The sequence below is a fragment of the Flavobacterium rhamnosi genome, from assembly GCF_048286515.1.
Classification (GTDB): Bacteria; Bacteroidota; Bacteroidia; order Flavobacteriales; family Flavobacteriaceae; genus Flavobacterium.
This window is the reverse complement of record NZ_JBLVPS010000028.1, coordinates 26,355-44,220: the sequence shown is the minus strand read 5'-3', so window position 1 is coordinate 44,220 and position 17,866 is coordinate 26,355. Positions and strand designations below refer to the sequence as shown.

At 34.4% G+C, this 17,866-nt stretch carries 16 protein-coding genes; 11 read left to right on the top strand and 5 right to left on the bottom strand.

Going from position 1 to position 17,866, the window contains the following annotated elements; genetic code table 11:
* Positions 1–820: 820 nt before the first annotated feature.
* The 9 genes from thrS (at position 821) to ACNQGN_RS16970 (ending at position 8,979) form a co-directional block, all read left to right on the top strand.
* Entirely contained in the window at positions 821–2,767 is a 1,947-nt protein-coding gene (gene thrS, locus ACNQGN_RS17010; protein ID WP_417989028.1) for a threonine--tRNA ligase, read from the top strand.
* A 16-nt stretch (positions 2,768–2,783) separates the two neighbouring features.
* Positions 2,784–3,341, top strand: a complete 558-nt coding sequence (gene infC, locus ACNQGN_RS17005) for a translation initiation factor IF-3 (RefSeq protein ID WP_416843209.1) — start codon at positions 2,784–2,786, stop codon at positions 3,339–3,341.
* Positions 3,342–3,474: 133 nt separating this feature from the next.
* Positions 3,475–3,672 carry a 50S ribosomal protein L35 gene (gene rpmI, locus ACNQGN_RS17000; RefSeq protein WP_022827375.1) on the top strand — a complete coding sequence of 66 codons (198 nt, stop codon included), beginning with the start codon at positions 3,475–3,477 and terminating at the stop codon, positions 3,670–3,672.
* A gap of 101 nt (positions 3,673–3,773) precedes the next feature.
* Positions 3,774–4,118: a 50S ribosomal protein L20 gene (rplT, locus tag ACNQGN_RS16995; protein ID WP_035633036.1), complete on the top strand. Its 345-nt coding sequence runs from the start codon at positions 3,774–3,776 to the stop codon at positions 4,116–4,118.
* A 201-nt stretch (positions 4,119–4,319) separates the two neighbouring features.
* Positions 4,320–6,002: a tetratricopeptide repeat-containing sensor histidine kinase gene (locus ACNQGN_RS16990; RefSeq protein ID WP_417989027.1), complete on the top strand. Its 1,683-nt coding sequence runs from the start codon at positions 4,320–4,322 to the stop codon at positions 6,000–6,002.
* Between the two features lie 10 nt (positions 6,003–6,012).
* Entirely contained in the window at positions 6,013–6,681 is a 669-nt protein-coding gene (locus ACNQGN_RS16985) for a DNA-binding transcriptional response regulator (protein WP_417989026.1), read from the top strand.
* A gap of 114 nt (positions 6,682–6,795) precedes the next feature.
* Complete coding sequence (locus ACNQGN_RS16980) at positions 6,796–7,083, top strand: hypothetical protein (RefSeq protein WP_417989025.1); 288 nt, start codon at positions 6,796–6,798, stop codon at positions 7,081–7,083.
* A 443-nt stretch (positions 7,084–7,526) separates the two neighbouring features.
* Positions 7,527–7,964, top strand: a complete 438-nt coding sequence (locus tag ACNQGN_RS16975; protein ID WP_417989024.1) for a hypothetical protein — start codon at positions 7,527–7,529, stop codon at positions 7,962–7,964.
* A gap of 211 nt (positions 7,965–8,175) precedes the next feature.
* Complete coding sequence (locus tag ACNQGN_RS16970; protein ID WP_417989023.1) at positions 8,176–8,979, top strand: endonuclease/exonuclease/phosphatase family protein; 804 nt, start codon at positions 8,176–8,178, stop codon at positions 8,977–8,979.
* Positions 8,980–9,185: 206 nt separating this feature from the next.
* On the opposite strand, the gene ACNQGN_RS16965 is transcribed toward ACNQGN_RS16970, so the two are convergent.
* Complete coding sequence (locus tag ACNQGN_RS16965; protein ID WP_417989022.1) at positions 9,186–10,028, bottom strand: isoaspartyl peptidase/L-asparaginase; 843 nt, start codon at positions 10,026–10,028, stop codon at positions 9,186–9,188.
* Between the two features lie 59 nt (positions 10,029–10,087).
* Entirely contained in the window at positions 10,088–10,960 is an 873-nt protein-coding gene (locus ACNQGN_RS16960) for a cyanophycinase (protein WP_417989021.1), read from the bottom strand.
* Positions 10,961–11,221: 261 nt separating this feature from the next.
* Between ACNQGN_RS16960 and cphA the strand changes: the two genes are divergently transcribed.
* Positions 11,222–13,846: a cyanophycin synthetase gene (gene cphA / locus ACNQGN_RS16955; RefSeq protein ID WP_417989020.1), complete on the top strand. Its 2,625-nt coding sequence runs from the start codon at positions 11,222–11,224 to the stop codon at positions 13,844–13,846.
* A 91-nt stretch (positions 13,847–13,937) separates the two neighbouring features.
* Here the strand turns inward: cphA and ACNQGN_RS16950 are convergent, their stop codons facing one another.
* Entirely contained in the window at positions 13,938–14,849 is a 912-nt protein-coding gene (locus ACNQGN_RS16950) for a glutaminase (RefSeq protein WP_417989019.1), read from the bottom strand.
* 40 nt (positions 14,850–14,889) lie between these two features.
* Positions 14,890–16,149 carry an asparagine synthetase B gene (locus ACNQGN_RS16945; RefSeq protein WP_417989018.1) on the bottom strand — a complete coding sequence of 420 codons (1,260 nt, stop codon included), beginning with the start codon at positions 16,147–16,149 and terminating at the stop codon, positions 14,890–14,892.
* Between the two features lie 346 nt (positions 16,150–16,495).
* On the opposite strand from ACNQGN_RS16945, the gene ACNQGN_RS16940 reads away from it, so the two are divergent.
* A complete protein-coding gene (locus ACNQGN_RS16940; RefSeq protein WP_417989017.1) occupies positions 16,496–17,176 on the top strand; it encodes a DUF547 domain-containing protein in 681 nt (226 codons plus the stop codon).
* A gap of 21 nt (positions 17,177–17,197) precedes the next feature.
* Here ACNQGN_RS16940 and ACNQGN_RS16935 read toward each other — a convergent pair whose 3' ends face one another.
* Positions 17,198–17,863 (bottom strand): response regulator, encoded by a 666-nt coding sequence (locus ACNQGN_RS16935; RefSeq protein ID WP_417989016.1) that lies wholly within the window; start codon positions 17,861–17,863, stop codon positions 17,198–17,200.
* Positions 17,864–17,866 lie beyond the last annotated feature (3 nt).

Sequence of the window (17,866 nt, the reverse complement as noted above, 5' to 3'; positions counted from 1 at the left end):
AAAACGGCTGTCAATTCAATATGTCTAGGAACGTGTTCTTATCTTGTTTCTCGTCTCGTTTAACCCACATTGTGTGTCTCTCGAAGCGGGTGCAAAAGTACAACTTCTTTTTAATCTCGCAAGTGTTTTGAAAAGTTTTTTTGAAAATATTTCATCTCGTTTTCCTTTCCTGTGAATCCTGATTTCTCAGCCATTCCACCTACTCAATATATCTATGAACTTGATCCCTTTCGGGTCGGCAAAGATAACTACTTCTTTCTTTTCTCGCAAATCTTTTTTTTAAAACTTTCGTCTTATCTTCGATTCGCTTTCCAATATTTAAGTAAGAACGTCTGCGTCATTGCGGGTGCAAAAGTAGCTACTTTATTCAGTTATTCAAGCTTTTTAATCGCTTTTTTTAACACTTTTTTTTGCTTTTTATTTAACTCGCTGGTAACAAGATTCTTAAAGCATAAAGTTTTTTAACCCCAATACAAAAACGACTCTTCGATCCTACGAAACTTCTACCGCTCCTTTAGCATACCATATATAAGTACACTTTACTATTCGACGATTTGTTTACCGAAGCTCAATACATACCGGCCCACGCCTATTCCCTTTTTAACAAGAACTCACATTGCACGAACTCCTTTCTCCTGCTTCTTTCCGGAAAGAAGATTGAAACGAATGACAAACAATGACTACCGATAGAGATATTCGTTCTTTACTTACTATATAACAACTACTGATTTTGTTTTCACTTGATATAGTAACAAACCTTACATATATATTGTATGTATTTTTGTAATGGTCTATATTTGCATTCTTAAAATAATAAACAATGATTAAGATTACTTTGCCCGATGGGTCAGTTAAAGAGTTTGCTTCAGGAGTAACTCCTATGGAAGTTGCCAAAAGCATTAGTGAAGGATTTGCCAGAAATGTGATTTCGGCATCTTTTGATGGTACAACAGTGGAAACAACAACTCCTTTGACGACGGACGGCAGTCTTATATTATATACATGGAACGACGAAGGAGGTAAAAAAGCTTTCTGGCATTCTACTTCACACGTGATGGCACAAGTTCTTGAGGAATTGTATCCAGGAATAAAATTAACTCTGGGGCCAGCAATATCAAATGGTTTTTATTATGATGTAGATTTTGAAGATCAAAAAATCACTGATGCTGATTTCAAAAAAATTGAGGATAGAGTTTTAGAAATTTCCAGAGGGAAGCACGAATTCAAACTTCGTCCAGTTTCTAAAGCAGACGCTTTAGAATTATACAAGGACAACGTATACAAAACAGAGTTGATTTCAAATCTTGAGGACGGAACAATTACATTTTGCGATCATGATACTTTCACTGATTTATGTCGCGGTGGTCACATTCCAAATACCGGAATTATCAAAGCGATGAAAATCATGAGCGTCGCTGGCGCCTACTGGCGCGGTGACGAAAAAAACAAACAATTGACTCGCGTTTACGGAACTTCCTTTCCGAAACAAAAAGATTTGACCGAATACCTGGAATTATTAGAAGAAGCAAAACGTCGTGACCACAGAAAACTAGGTAAAGAACTGGAGTTGTTTGCTTTTTCACAAAAAGTAGGTGCAGGTTTACCATTATGGCTGCCAAAAGGAGCCGCTTTGAGAGACCGTTTAGAGCAATTTTTGAAAAAAGCACAGAAAAAAGGAGGATACGAACAAGTTGTTACACCGCATATAGGTCAGAAAGAATTGTATGTAACATCAGGTCATTATGCTAAATATGGCGCTGACAGTTTCCAACCTATAAGTACTCCTGCTGAAGGGGAGGAGTTTTTATTAAAACCTATGAACTGTCCTCATCACTGTGAAATTTATAATGTTCGCCCTTGGTCATACAAAGATTTACCAAAACGTTATGCTGAATTCGGTACAGTTTACAGATACGAACAAAGTGGTGAACTACACGGCTTGACTCGTGTAAGAGGGTTTACTCAGGATGATGCGCATATATTTTGTACTCCTGAACAACTGGATGAAGAATTTAAAAAAGTAATTGACTTAGTACTATATGTATTTGGTTCATTAGGATTCGAAAACTTTACGGCTCAGATTTCATTAAGAGACAAAGAGAATAGAGATAAGTATATCGGTAGCGATGAAAACTGGGAAAAAGCAGAAAATGCAATTATCAATGCCGCTGCAGACAAAGGTTTGAATACTGTCGTTGAATATGGTGAAGCCGCTTTCTATGGTCCAAAGTTGGATTTCATGGTAAAAGATGCTTTGGGAAGACAATGGCAATTAGGAACAATTCAGGTGGATTACAACCTACCGGAACGTTTTGATCTGACTTACAAAGGATCTGATAACGAACTACATAGGCCCGTAATGATCCACAGAGCTCCTTTTGGATCAATGGAACGATTTATAGCTATCTTATTAGAACACACTGCAGGAAATTTCCCACTCTGGCTAATGCCGGAACAAGCTATAATATTGTCTTTGAGCGAGAAATATGAAATATATGCGAAAAAAGTTTTAGATTTGCTAGAAAATCACGAAATTCGCGCCCTCGTTGATAATAGAAACGAGACAATAGGCAAGAAAATTAGGGATGCAGAAATGCAAAAAACCCCGTTTATGCTGATTGTAGGTGAGGAAGAAGAGAAAAATGGCACTATTTCTATCCGTCGTCATGGACAGGAAGGAAAAGGAAATATCAGCGTTACAATAGAAGAATTTGCTGCTATTGTAAACGAAGAGATCAATAAAACATTAAAAGTATTTACAGTTTAACTTAAATTATAAAGTCATAGCAATAAGAAGCAACAGAGGTTACCAACCTCGCGTAGAAAAAAAAGATGCACACAGAATAAATAGTCTTATTCGTGGTGTACAAGAAGTAAGACTTGTAGGAGAGAACATTGAGCCAGGAGTTTTTAAACTTTCAGAAGCGCTAAGATTAGCTGACCAATTTGAATTGGATTTAGTTGAGATTTCTCCTAATGCAGAACCACCGGTTTGCAAAATCATGGATTACAAGAAATTTGTTTACGAACAAAAGAAACGTGATAAAGTCTTAAAAGCGAAATCTACACAAGTTGTTGTGAAAGAAATCCGTTTTGGTCCACAAACCGATGAGCATGATTATGAGTTTAAGAGAAAGAACGCTGAAAAATTCTTGAAGGAAGGAGCGAAATTGAAAGCTTTCGTTTTCTTTAAAGGACGTTCGATTATCTATAAAGATCAAGGTCAGATTTTATTATTGAGATTGGCTACAGATCTGGAAGAGTTTGGTAAAGTGGAAGCGATGCCGGTTCTTGAAGGAAAGAGAATGATTATGTTCATTGCTCCAAAGAAAAAAAAGTAATCAGCTTGCACAAAGCAGATCGTATATGAAAAAATAGTTTCGAGCGTACAGTATTCAATTTTAAAACTGAAACTTTAAACTTTAAACAAAAGATAAGTAAGTAAGTAAGAATAAATTAAAACACTAGGAAAAAATGCCTAAAATGAAAACCAAATCTAGCGCCAAGAAACGTTTTAAAGTTACTGGTTCTGGAAAGATTAAAAGAAAGCATGCTTTTAAAAGTCACATCTTGACTAAAAAATCTAAAAAACGTAAATTAGCATTGACACACTCTGCGCTAGTTCACAAAACAGATATGAAAAGCATCAAACAACAATTAAGAATTATATAATAATTCTTTAGGTTAAAACAATTTAAAATAACCTTGGAGTATGGCTTTTAAGTTCTCTTGATTTAATTCGGGACGCCTGCTACAAAAAAACAATAAAAATTATGCCAAGATCGGTAAATTCAGTTGCTAAAAGAGCAAGAAGAAAAAAAATAATGAAGCAAGCCAAAGGTTTCTTTGGTAGACGTAAAAACGTTTGGACAGTTGCTAAGAATGCGGTAGAGAAAGCAATGTGCTACGCTTACCGTGACAGAAAAGTGAATAAAAGAAATTTCCGTGCATTATGGATCCAACGTATTAACGCTGGAGCTAGATTGGAAGGAATGTCTTACTCACAATTCATGGGTAAAGTAAAAGCTAACGGAATCGAATTGAACCGTAAAGTTCTTGCAGATTTAGCGATGAACCATCCAGAAGCTTTCAAAGCAGTACTTAATAAAGTAAAATAAACGTTTTATCAACTCAATTTAGATTACTTACTTATATAAAAACCTCAATCGAAAGATTGAGGTTTTTTACTTTTAAACGATATCCAAAACACTTTAAAAATAAAAAAAATCATACCAATCAGATACCTTCTGTTTTAAAATTAATTTCAGTAATTTCGAACAATGGTATCCAAAAGGCTTTATTTCCCCACTTACATTTTATTGTTAGCATTCTTTTTGGTTCTGCAATCTTGTGAGAAAAAGACACGAACCAACCCGAAGAAACAACACAATCTTGCAGAAATCAATAGACTTCTGGAAGTTGCTCACAAACATAATGAAAATCAAGAATTTGACAGTTCCTACTATTATTTCAGTAAAGCCAAATATGCCGCTGAATTAAAAAAGGACACCTCTAGAATTATTCACTCCTTATCATGGATGGCTCAAATACAGCGCAATCAAGGAGATTATTTCGGAAGTGAGACTACAAGTATTGAGGCCTTTCCATTAATCGAAAATTCTAATAAATACCTATATGGAGAAACCAATGTATATATAGGATTGGGCAACAATTACCTATTTACATTTGATAATGACAATGCAATATATTATTTCAAAAAAGCTATAAATTCAAAAACAGATGAGAACATAGAATCAGCGATTAAAAATAATATCAGTATGGCTTATACAGAAAAGGGAGACTATCAAAAAGCCATTCAAATTCTTTTGCCGTTGGTTTTAAAAAAAGAACTTTTAAAATATCCCGATACATATGCCCGATTAAATGATAATCTAGGACACACCTATGATAAAGCTGGAAATCCTAAAGCACTATACTATTTAAATCAAGGTTTAAAAATAAGAGAACAAATAAAGGATTACTGGGGGATACTCTCAAGCTATCATAACTTATCCGAATATTACAAAACAAGAAATCCTAATCTATCTAATAAATATGCTTTGCTTACCTACAAAAAAGCAACAAAGGTAAAAAGCGTAGATACTCGTTTAGAATGTTTAAAATCATTAATACAAAATGGTCCCAGAAATCAATCTCATAAATATTCATTGCTTTATTTAAAAATCAATGATAGTATTAGCAAAGTACGACTAAAAGCTAAAAATCAATTTGCTAAAATAAAATACGATTTCAAAAAAGAAAAAGAAGAGAATCTAAAACTAAAAGCACAAACTATAATGCACCAACAACAACAACAAAATCGAAATATACTTCTGTATTTTGTTGTCGGAATTACCGTTTTGACAAGTCTTTTCATCTCTCATTTTCTTATCGCAAAAAACAAAAGAGAAAAAATAAAAGCCTCCTACACTACAGAGATTCGAATTTCGAAGAAACTTCATGATGAACTGGCTAACGATGTGTATCACACTATGGCTTTTGCTGAGACACAAGATCTGTCTACCAGTCAGAATAAAGAAATATTACTTACTAATCTGGATACAATTTATGCCAGAACACGAAACATTTCTAAAGAAAACAGTATCGTAGAAACGGGACCTCTCTTTGCCTCTAACGTAAAAGAAATGATGTCCGGCTTCAACACAAGTACAGTTAACATACTGACCAATGGAATAGATACAATCAACTGGATAGCAATAGATGACAATAAAAAAATTACTGTTTATCGTGTCCTGCAAGAATTGCTTGTCAACATGAAGAAGCACAGTCAATGTAGCTTAGTTGTACTAACTTTCAAAAAAAATGAAAATAAACTACAAATCGATTACACTGATAACGGCGTAGGAGCAACATTCGATGAATTAAAATTAAAAAATGGACTGCAGAATGTGGAAAACCGTATTCAGGCAATAAAAGGAACCACTACATTTGATGCTAAATTCCAAAAAGGATTCAAAGTAAGTTTCATTTTTCCAATCTAATAGTAGTATTATGTTTCACAAAGTTCTGGTTGCCGAAGATTTAGACAGTATAAGTATGACAGTTGTTCAAGCACTCGAGGAACTTTCAGTTTTAGAAATTCACCATGCAAAATATTGTGATGATGCCTTTTTGAAAATAAAAAAAGCCCTTCATGATGAAGTTCCTTTTGATTTATTGATCAGTGATTTATCCTTTAAACTAGACCATAGAGAAAACAGAATCGCCAACGGTGAGGAATTAATTGATGCTATAAAAAAAGTACAGCCAAACATTAAAACAATAGTATTTTCTATTGAAGATAAATCCTTTCGAATAAAATCCCTTTTCAATAATTCAGGAATAAATGCTTACATATCTAAGGGACGCAACAGCATTCCTCAGCTTATAGATGCCGTTCAAAATACATTTAAAAGTGACGAAAAAATAATTTCCCCCGAATTGTCCCATCTATTAACCGACAAAAAAATCATGGAAATTGAAGCCTATGACATTTCGCTTTTGAAATTACTATCAAAAGGATTAATTCTGGATGAAATAGCATTAGAATTCAAAAAAAACGGAACCACTCCTAATGGAAGCAGCAGCATTGAAAAGCGAATCAACAAACTTAAAATATACTTCAAAGCCAGCAACAATGTACACCTTATTTCCATTACTAAAGACTTAGGATTGGTATAACCCTCTTCGTTGTAAAAGAGGAAAATAAAATTATTTACCTCTTTTACGGTTTCCCGTAAAGAAATAAATTTAATTAGGATTACGTTTGGCCTGTTTAACTTTAAAACTTAAAAAATGGCCAATTTTACAACTGAAGACTTAGCATTTACAGGATATTCACAAACAGTCGCGGGCACAAATCTCCGTGAGAATATTGAAATTCTAAATGCCGTTTATGTAGATAAAACAGAAGAACTTGAAGTAGTTCATTTTTGCAATCAGTTTTTAGCAAAATATAAAGTCCCTCAAACAAAAGCAAGTTTTCAAAAAGTAGAAAGCTTTTTACAACACTCCATTTTAGAACATCAGGTTTACCGCGAAGAATTATTAGACTGGATTGCGAGCAACTGGATTAAAATATAAATAATCCGTTACTTTATTATTCGTGCGTAAGAATTTGATACAAACTATGTTTTAAGTTTATTGTTACTTCCTGCTTTAAGGTTTCCTGTGAGGATGCCGTTTTATTGTGGCTACTATTTCAAATCCACAAATCCAACATGCTTTTGTGTTGAAGGAATTTTTTTACTATTTTCAATCCAAATGAGGTTTCCCGCAAGGAAGTGATTCAAATTGAAGGTAATTTTGGAGTCAATCAAAAAAGCCTAATCCATGATACCTTCATTTTTTCTAACTTTTAATCTATTATTTTCAATACAAATAGCCGGAATGTTTGTGGGAGCCGTGTGTATCATTTATTTAGTGTATGAGATTTGGAAAAAAAGAAAAAAATAGCGTGTCGAAAACCAAGCTCGACAAAAACACACAAAACAACCTTAATCCAATTAGAATAAAAAAATACAATTATGATTTTTAATACTAACTTCAAAAAAATAACTCTAGTTAAAAATGGCCTAATATTAGATTATAAATCAAAACCAAAAAAAGAAATCTTATTTTCTGAACTAGATGAAATTTATATTACGGTAAAGAAAATAAAAACGATTTACGAACTTTCAATTATTTTATTGTCAATGGGTATCGCAGCATTTTCATACTTCTATCTACAAACTGACATAATACTACTTATCGCTTTCTTAATAGTTATTGCAATAGTTTTGAAAATGAATGATTTTAAAAGTTATGGGCTTAAAATACGTTTAAAAAACGGAGATACTTTTGAAAAACAAGTACCTGCAAAATCAAAACATGAAACAATAGATCTAGTAAATGATGTTCGAAAAGGGCTTTACAACTATAAAATAAAAAACAGTAATGAAGTTTTACTTGAGTTTTCACTATAACACCACTTTCAAAAAACTGTACTCCAAAAATTAAACGATTTTCAAACTTTACTTTGGCATCAAATAAGAACGTATCGTATATAAATAGCCTCAAAAGAGTAAAACTAAAAATAAATTTTGAGACTTAAACTCCCTTTAAATTATCCTAACTTTGAAGCACTCTACTTTTTATATGGGAGAACATTATTAGTATTTACCTAAATAAAACAAATTGAAACCCTTCCTTTCCCTACTGCTTCTTTTTATTTCTTCCATTGCTTTCTCCCAAACTAAACTCCTTTCCTGGAATCTGGAAAACTTTGGTAAATCAAAATCTGAAGAAACGATTAACTACATAGCAAATTCGCTAAAAGACTATGATATTATTGCTATTCAGGAAGTTGTTGCGGGATATGGAGGAGCACAGGCAGTAGCAAAACTTGCGGATGAACTCAATCGCAAAGGAGCCAAATGGGATTATGTGATTAGTGATCCAACCAGTAGCAGTGCCTATAAAACCGAGCGATACGCTTTTATCTGGAAAACCGCTAAGTTAAAGAAAATCGGTAGAGCCTGGCTCGAACAAAAATATCATTTAGAGATCGACAGGGAGCCCTATTTCTGTACATTTCAATATGAAAACAAACAATTCACGGTGGTTAATTTTCATGCAATAACTAAAAAAAGACAGCCAGAAACAGAAATCAAATATTTTAAATTTTTACCGGATGAATATCCTACTTTGAATTTAATTTTTACTGGTGATTTCAATTGTCCGCAATCGCATACCGTTTTTAATCCCTTGAAGAAAATGGGGTATCAGTCTATTTTGGTTGACCAAAAAACCTCGCTGAAACAAGAATGTAAAAAGGATATATGTCTTGCTTCAGAATTCGACAATATGTATTTCAAAACCTCAAAAATTAACAGCATAAACGCTGGTATTATTCCCTTTTATAAAAACTTTAATTCATTAAAACAAGCCAGAATAGTATCAGATCATATTCCAATTTGGTTTGAATTTTCTTTGAATTAAACATCCAATAAAAAAACACCTGACCCCATTTCAATGGTACGACCTTCGGTAATATCCAATAAATAGCTATCCAATTCCTTTAAAAATCAGCAGTAATCGCATTTTGTCGGGCGAATATTTTCTTAGGAAGTTTAGCCAATCTGAATTGTTTTTTAGTTAAAAATACAACATCAATTTTAATCTCTTTAATCTATAATTTAGAACTTCTAATCGAAAACTTTAAAATTATCTCCGTCAAAACTCGCAAAAACCATACTGGGATGCGAATCCTGATGAAACATATTTCCTTGATTATCAATGGCAATTGCTCCTGCAAAACCATCATAGGGTTTCAATTCATTAAAAGTCTTAGCAAAAGCATCCTGCAGTGTAAATCCATCGGTAACCCTAGTGACAATTTTGGCAGCAGTTGCATTACTCACAATATCCTCACCCACTCCTGTTAAACTCACGCCGCAAAACGCATTAGCGTAATTGCCCGCAACTGTTGCAGAATCAGAAATACGTCCTGGAATCTCAAATCCCTTACCACCTGTAGAAGTGGCTACAGCAATTTTTCCGTTTTGGTCTAAAGCCACACAACCTACTGTACCTGTCCCCATTGCTATCCTTTTTGCCTCAAATTCAGCTCTTCGCTGTGGTATTTCAGTTGAAAAAGATTCAAAACCATGTTGTCGGGCAAAATTAGTTGCTCCACTTCCGCCCAAAACCCTGTCGTCATATTGCATCAGCATTTGGGCAACCTGAACGGGATTCCGTACTTCTTCAATATTGATAACACCACTCATTTTTTGAGTTTCGCCATCCATAAGCGCAGCACTCATTCTGATTTTTCCGTCACTTTGTATTTGGGAACCAATCCCTGCATTAAACAATTCGTCATCTTCCAAAAGAGAAACAGCATAAACAACAGTTTCTAAAGCTGTGTGTGTGTTTAAAAATTCATAGGATTTTATTACGATTTGTTCAAGAGCAGTTTGCTTGGCAACTTTTGTTTCGTGATTGGTAGATGATTCAGAGAAAAAACCACCATGTATGATTAGTTTCATAATTTATAAGTTGCAGGTTTATTGTTAACCAGATCTGAAATTGAAAACAGCTATCTTATTTACAAGTAATGTGAAGATTGTATATGCATCAAATGCGTTTCCAGATTGTAGGTATCAAATTTACTCATGACATGCGTTACCAAATGAGAGATCGATATCGGTTGGCCTAATTCTACTTTAGTCAAATTGGTGTCTTTAATTTCGCGACCATCAACCAAAATAACCAATCCGGAACCTATCGCTTCCATTTCTTTATTATTGGTTATCAATACTCCCGTATCTTCTCCAAGTCCTATTCCCAGCACTCTTGGATTCCCAACAACAGCTTGAAAAAGTCTTCCAATTCTACCACGCTGTACAAAATGCGTATCGATAATAACGCCATCAATCAAACCCAATCCGCTAGAAATTTTCACTTCCCCTTTCAACAAGGCTTCAGAACTGCTACCCTGATAAATCATATTATTAGAAGCTGCAGCAGCTCCAGCAGAAGTACCTGCATAAATAAATTCTTCATTATGGTATTTATCCAATAAAATATCGTGAAATGGTGTTCCGCCAAGAATGGAGGTCAATCGCAATTGATCTCCTCCGGTAAACATAACAATATCTGCTGCTTTCAGTCGTTCCAAAACAGCCGAATCGGCAGCTTGTTCGCGTCTTTCGATAGTAAGTATATCTACATTTTTGGCATTCAAATGTTCAAATGCTTTAACGTACTCAGGTCCTATTTCTTTTGGAATTACGGAAGCCGTTGTAATAATTTCTATTCGAGAATTCTCTTTGTGTTTTGATTCGTTTAATATCCTTTTTAAAATTCCAGTTTCAAAAAAGTTTAGATTGCTAGTAGCATTTTTATCCAACTCCGTTTCAGTAAAACTTCCTTTATCTACTGCACCTCCTATTATTATTAGTTTTCCTTGTATATTCATTTTGTAAAAATAACCAAAAAGATAAAAAAAGACATTGCCACAGCCGTTTTTTTTAAATTATAACAAACTGAATAATTCTTGTTTATTTTTAAGAAAATAAATTTTGATTCCTATTTTTAAAAAACTACATTAGTTGCATTCGATACTTTTTCTAAAAAAACACTACCTAAAACAATCTTTTTTTTAAAGTTAGAACATATCATATTTAAAATCAACTCATTACATATCCATTTTTTAGTTCAAAAATAACATTTCCGTTTTATGAAAATAATTAAAGTACAGGCCCTACGCGGACCAAATATTTGGAGTATCCAAAGAAAAAAATTAATTCAAATGCGATTGGATTTGGAGGAAATGGAACAATTTCCTACTAATAAAATTGAAGGATTTAGAGAACGAATTGAAGCTATGTTTCCTTCAATGATTGAGCACCGCTGTTCTGAAGGTTGTCGTGGAGGATTTTTTTCCAGAGTAGACCGCGGAACCTGGATGGGGCATGTGATTGAACATATTGCACTGGAAATTCAGTCTTTGGCAGGAATGGAAACAGGATTTGGAAGAACTAGAGAAACCAAAACTCCAGGAACTTATAATGTAGTATTTAGTTATACCGAAGAAAATGTTGGTCTTTTTGCTGCAGAATCATCTGTTGCAATAGCTGAAGCATTAATCGCCGGAACGGATTACGACTTAAATGCCGACTTACAGAAAATGCGTGAAATACGGGAGCGTGTTAGACTAGGGCCGAGCACCGGAAGTATTGTAGAAGAAGCTGTTTCCAGAAATATTCCATGGATACGACTCGGGACGAATTCCCTAGTTCAGCTAGGATACGGTATCAATCAAATGCGTTTTCAGGCAACTATTACCTGCAAAACCAGCAGTATTGCTGTAGATATTGCCTGTAATAAGGAGCAAACAAAAAAAATGTTGGATATGGCATCGATTCCTGTTGCCAGTGGAAGCATTTGTGTTGACGAAGAGAGTCTTGCCGAAACCATTAAAAAAATTGGATACCCTATAGTGCTGAAACCTTTGGGGGGAAATCATGGAAAAGGTGCTTCTATTAATGTCACCAAATGGGAAGACGCCGTTTCAGGTTTAGCTTTCGCACAAGAATATGGCAAGCGAGTCATCGTTGAGAAATTCATTACTGGTTTTGACTTTAGAATATTAGTAATTGATAATAAATTAGTTGCTGCTGCAAAACGGGTTCCTGCTCACGTAATAGGAAATGCAACTGATACCATTCAGCAATTAATCGACATAACCAATCTGGATCCTAGAAGAGGTTATGGACATGAAAATGTGCTAACCCAAATAGATGTCGACAGAGATACAGAAGACTTATTGGAAAAACTAGGCTATACATTAGAAACCATTCCGAGAAGTGGTGAAATTGTATTTCTAAAATCTACTGCAAATTTAAGTACTGGTGGAACTTCTGTAGATGTTACCGATATGATGCACCCAGAAAACATCTTTCTTGCGGAAAGAATTTCAAGAGTAATTGGATTAGACATTTGCGGTGTCGATATCATGGCGGAGAATTTAACGCAACCATTAAAAGAAAATGGCGGCGTAATACTGGAAGTGAATGCGGCTCCAGGTTTTAGAATGCACCTTGCTCCTTCTGAAGGATTACCCAGAAATGTAGCCTCACCAGTTATTGACATGTTATATCCTCCGGGGAAATCGTTTCGTATTCCTATAATTGCTGTCACTGGAACTAATGGCAAAACGACCACTACCCGACTTTTGGCACACATTGTAAAAAATAATGGGTTCAAAGTTGGATTCACTACATCGGATGGGATTTATATTCAAAATCATATGATGGAAAAAGGTGATACTACCGGACCTATCAGTGCTGAATATATTTTGAGAGATCCAACAGTGGAATTCGCAGTTTTAGAAACTGCTCGAGGAGGAATACTTCGTTCTGGTTTGGGTTTTAGCCGTTGCGATATAGGAATCATTACTAATATCCAGGAAGATCATTTGGGTTTAAGTGACATTCATACCCTTGATGACCTGGCCAGAGTAAAAGCCACAGTTGTAAAAAGCATCAAGAAAGACGGTTGGGCTGTTTTGAATGGTGATGATGAACACTGTGTGAAATTAGGAAAAGACTTGAATTGTAATGTCGCTTATTTTAGTTTGAGTGAAGATGGCGATTTTATCAAAAAACTTTGTGCTGAGGGAAAAACCGTCGCCGTTTATGAAAATGGTTATATTACCATCAAAAAAGGCGAATGGAAAATCCGAATCGAGCGCGCCACTCATGTCCCTTTAACAATGGGTGGAAAAGCAAAATTTATGATTGCCAATGTACTTGCAGCAACTTTAGCGAGTTATTTATGGGGATTTAAAACAGAAGATATTAGTTTGTCTTTACAGACTTTTATTCCAAGTGCGGCACAAACTCCGGGTCGTATGAATATTTTTGAGTTTAAAAAATTCAAAGTACTGATTGATTTTGCTCACAATGCATCAGGATACAAAGGAGTTGAAGAATATTTACAAAGCGTTGATGCTACCAAGAAAATTGGAATTATCGCCGGTGTTGGTGATCGTCGCGATGAAGACATCAAAGAATGTGCTTCAATAGCTGCCAGAATGTTTGACCATATTATCATTCGACAAGAAAAATACTTAAGAGGAAGAACCGAGGACGAAATTATTGACTTGATTCTTGAAGGAATTAAAAATTCAGGCAAAACGGTAACTTATGAAATTATTCCTAAAGAAACGGAGGCAATAAAACATGCTATAAATTGTGCTGAAGAAGGAAGTTTTATTACGGCGTTGAGTGATGTGGTTACTAATGCTATCGATATTGTACAAGAATACCTGGATAAAGAAAACGAACATGGCAGCCTTTAGTTCTACAAACGGTAGAAAACTAAGCTTAAAGAGACACTATCCTAATTAGACCAACAAAAAGCCAATCCGTTTGAGATTGGCTTTTTGTTTTTTAAAAAATAGACATTCCAGTTTTAGTTGTCAATGATTCCAAAGCATACATTCCTAATTCCGAATTTCCCTTTTCGTTAAGTCTTGGATTCCAAGTGGCTACCACAAAGTTTTTCGGATATAAAGCCACAATACCGCCGCCAATACCACTTTTGCCTGGCAAACCAACTCTATAAGTAAATTCTCCCGACTCATCATAAAAGCCGCAAGTCTGCATCAATGCATTTAAACGTTTGACCTGCCTTCTGGATAAAATTTGTTTTCCTGTCTGACTTTTTCCTTCATTGGCTAAAAAGAAAAAAGAATGTGCGAGTTCTTTGCATGTCATTTCCACTGAACATTGATGGAAATAAAAATCCAAAACAGTTTCTACATCATTATCAATATTACCAAATGACTTTAAAAAATTGGCTAATGCAGCATTCCTAAAACGAGCTTCTTTCTCCGATTGCGCTACTTTTAAATTAAAATCAATCGTTGAACTTCCAGAAATCAATCGTATAAAATCCAAAAAATCCTGCTTTGGGTTTTTCAAATGCGTTACAAGCATGTCTGCAATAACTATTGCACCTGCATTAATAAAGGGATTACGCGGAATCCCCTTTTCATATTCCAACTGCACTAACGAATTGAAAGCACTCCCGGAGGGTTCCACTCCTACACGCTCCCAAATTTTCTCATCCAAAAAAGAAAAGGTCAACGCTACGGTCAACACTTTGGACACACTCTGAATAGAAAATCTTTCACTACAATCTCCAACTCCAAAATCCTGCCCGTCGATTGTTGTCAAATGAATGCCAAATTTATCGGGATTTACTTTTGATAATTCCGGTATTGAGTCAGATACATTTCCAATACTAGGAAGTATTTTTGATTCTTTATAAATCTCCTGTAAAATGTCCTTGTAGTTCATCTTAGAATTTAATGAAATATTAATTTTAAAACCTTTATGATTACGTCTTTTGTTTCTTCTTCTTCGCTGCAGGAAACAACACATTATTCAAAATCAAGCGATAGCCAGGTGAATTGGGATGCAAATCCAGAACTGTTGGTGGATCTCCCACTTGGTGCTGGTAATCTTCGGGATCATGTCCTCCATAATAAGTGAACATTCCTTTGCCTTTTTCACCGTGAATATAACGCGCTTCACCATTAAGTTCACAGTTTCCCATGACCAGAACATTTGATTTTACTAATAAACCATCGAAAGAAGTGGTTTGTCCCATGAATCCTTTTACGAGTTGTGTGTGGTTTTGACAAAGCATACTCGGAATTGGATCCCATTTTGCTGAAAATTCCATTAAAGTAAAATAATCTTTCTCCATAGGGATTCTCCTACTCGAAGTCAAATCAATATCTGAAAATTCATATTGCTCTGGTCTTCTCTCCAAAATAAAATCTTTGAAAGCAAAGGAATTGCTATAATTCATTTTGGATTGGTAATTAGAATCACTCGCATCTCCATCAAACATAGCTTCACAAATATCAACCCCATCGGCCGCTAAAGCAATATCAAAACTATCTGTTGCGGAGCACATCGCAAACATAAATCCACCGCCAATAACAAAGTCCCTTATTTTTTTTACCACCGCTCCCTTTTCTTGCGATACTTTCGAATACCCTAATTTGGTTGCTAATGCTTCGGCATCTTTCTTTTGTTCAATATACCAAGGTACATTTTTGTAGGCGCCGTAAAATTTTCCGTGATGACCCGTAAAATCTTCATGATGCAAATGCAGCCAATCGTAAAGTACTAATTGGTCACTTAAAACCTCTTCATCGTAAATTGGCGTAAAAGGAATTTCGGCATATGTTAAAACCAGCGTCACAGCATCGTCCCAAGGCTGTTTCCCTTTTGGGGTATAGACAGCAACTTTTGGCGCTTTTTCAAGTATCACCGTTTCCATATTTTGAGATGGACTTGAAATTTCATCTAGAATTTTAGCTTCTTCACTATCCGAAAGGATCTCAAAACTCACGCCTCGAATCTGACACTCTTTGCGTATTTCTTCCGCATCAGGCAATAAAAAAGATCCACCTCTATAATTCAGCAACCAACTGGCTTTGTAATTTTTGTCCAAACACCAATAGGTGATTCCATACGCCTTCAGATGATTTTGCTGTGTAGTTTCATCCATTGGCAATAAAATAAAAGAGGCTTTTACACTTATTGAAAACAGATAAATAAGAATAAATAAGAATCGTTTGGACATTGTTTACTAATTTTTATACATCAAAGATAGAAAGTAACGGATTTAAATGATTAAAATTTAACGTTTAAATCAGGAACAACATCACTTTAGGAATAAACACGTAAAAATACGCATAGTCAAACTACTGCTTCTTTATAAATTCGCAGAGATACATTAATTGATCAAAATGAAAAATATAGTACGGACTTCGAACGAAAACAATGAACCGTTTAATATAAAAAATCTATTAAAAAAAATTGGGATATGTATATTAGTACTCCTGATTCTAACTTTTTACACCTTATGTTATCAGTTCTTTTTTAGTTAATATGCGATAGAAGTCAAAAAAATATAAAACGCACTTATTGTGAAAAACTATTACACCTCTTTATCAAAAGACATTTTATCGATTGCAAAATCAGAAAAAGATACGACAGTCCTTAGAAGACAACTTTTTTATATCCAACGGGCAAAACTTATAACGAGTCTGGATACTGACGATTTGAAAAAAACATTTTGGATTAATATTTACCACGCTTATTACCTGATTATTTCAAAAGATGCTACCGTGTATAAAACCATTTTCAGCCTAAAAAGAATCAACATTGCAGGCTTTGTATTTTCATTAAATGATATTGAGCATGGCATTTTAAGGAAGTGCAAATTTAAAATCGGTTTTGGGTATATTACGAACCCGTTTTATTCCACACATATAAAAACGTTAGCCGTAAGTGAAATCGATTATAGAATCCATTTTGCATTACGAAGTGGTAGTTTACAAGATTGCCCTATTGATCATTATGATTGTGAAAAAATAGATAAACAACTTACTATAGTTACTAAAGATTTTATCACATCTGAAACCGAATTTGACGATGAATTTAAAAGAATCAGGGTATCTAAATTTATAGAAACTTATTTGCGGGATTTTGGAGGAAAAAAATCAATTAAGAAATTATTGGAAACTATTTTCAAAAAAGACTTAAAAGCGTATACCCTCAAATTCAAAAATCCGAAAAGAATGCAGAACATTCTGACTGCCTCCTAATCTTTAAGATCCGGATACAAATTAAAAATCAAACATTAATATATCATTCTGAACAGCGTAAACCACAAGACCCGCTATATTTTTGGATTCCGTTTTCAATAATAAATTATTTCTGTGTCCTTCTACAGTTCTTGGACTAATAAAAAGTTTTTCTGCAATTTCAACTGTGCTTTTTTGGGAACAAATGAGTTTAAGGACTTCTAATTCTCGCGAACTAAGAAATTTGGTATCAAAATTACTTTTCGTTTTTTTGTTCGTCAATAGATTGTCCTGAATAATTTGCATCACATAATCCGTATAATAAAATCCTTTTGTGGCAACTTCATTTATTGTCGTCAGCAATTCTTGAGGTGTAGCGTTTTTTATCAGGTATGAAACAGCACCTACATCTATCATATTAGCAACAAAAGATTTAGAATCATAACTTGTAAGCGCTATAATTTTTAGTTCCGGAAATTCTTCATGGATAATCTTAGTAGCTTCAACTCCATTTATTACCGGCATTTTCAAATCCATAATGATAATATCAGGATGATTTTTATTGCTGTTAAGGAATGTAATTAATTCATCCCCATTTGAAGCCTCAAAAATAATCTCCATATTTTTTTCACGTGCTAATAAAAAAGAAATTCCTTTCCTAAAAAGAATTTCATCATCCACCAGAATTATCTTAATACGATTCTCCATAAT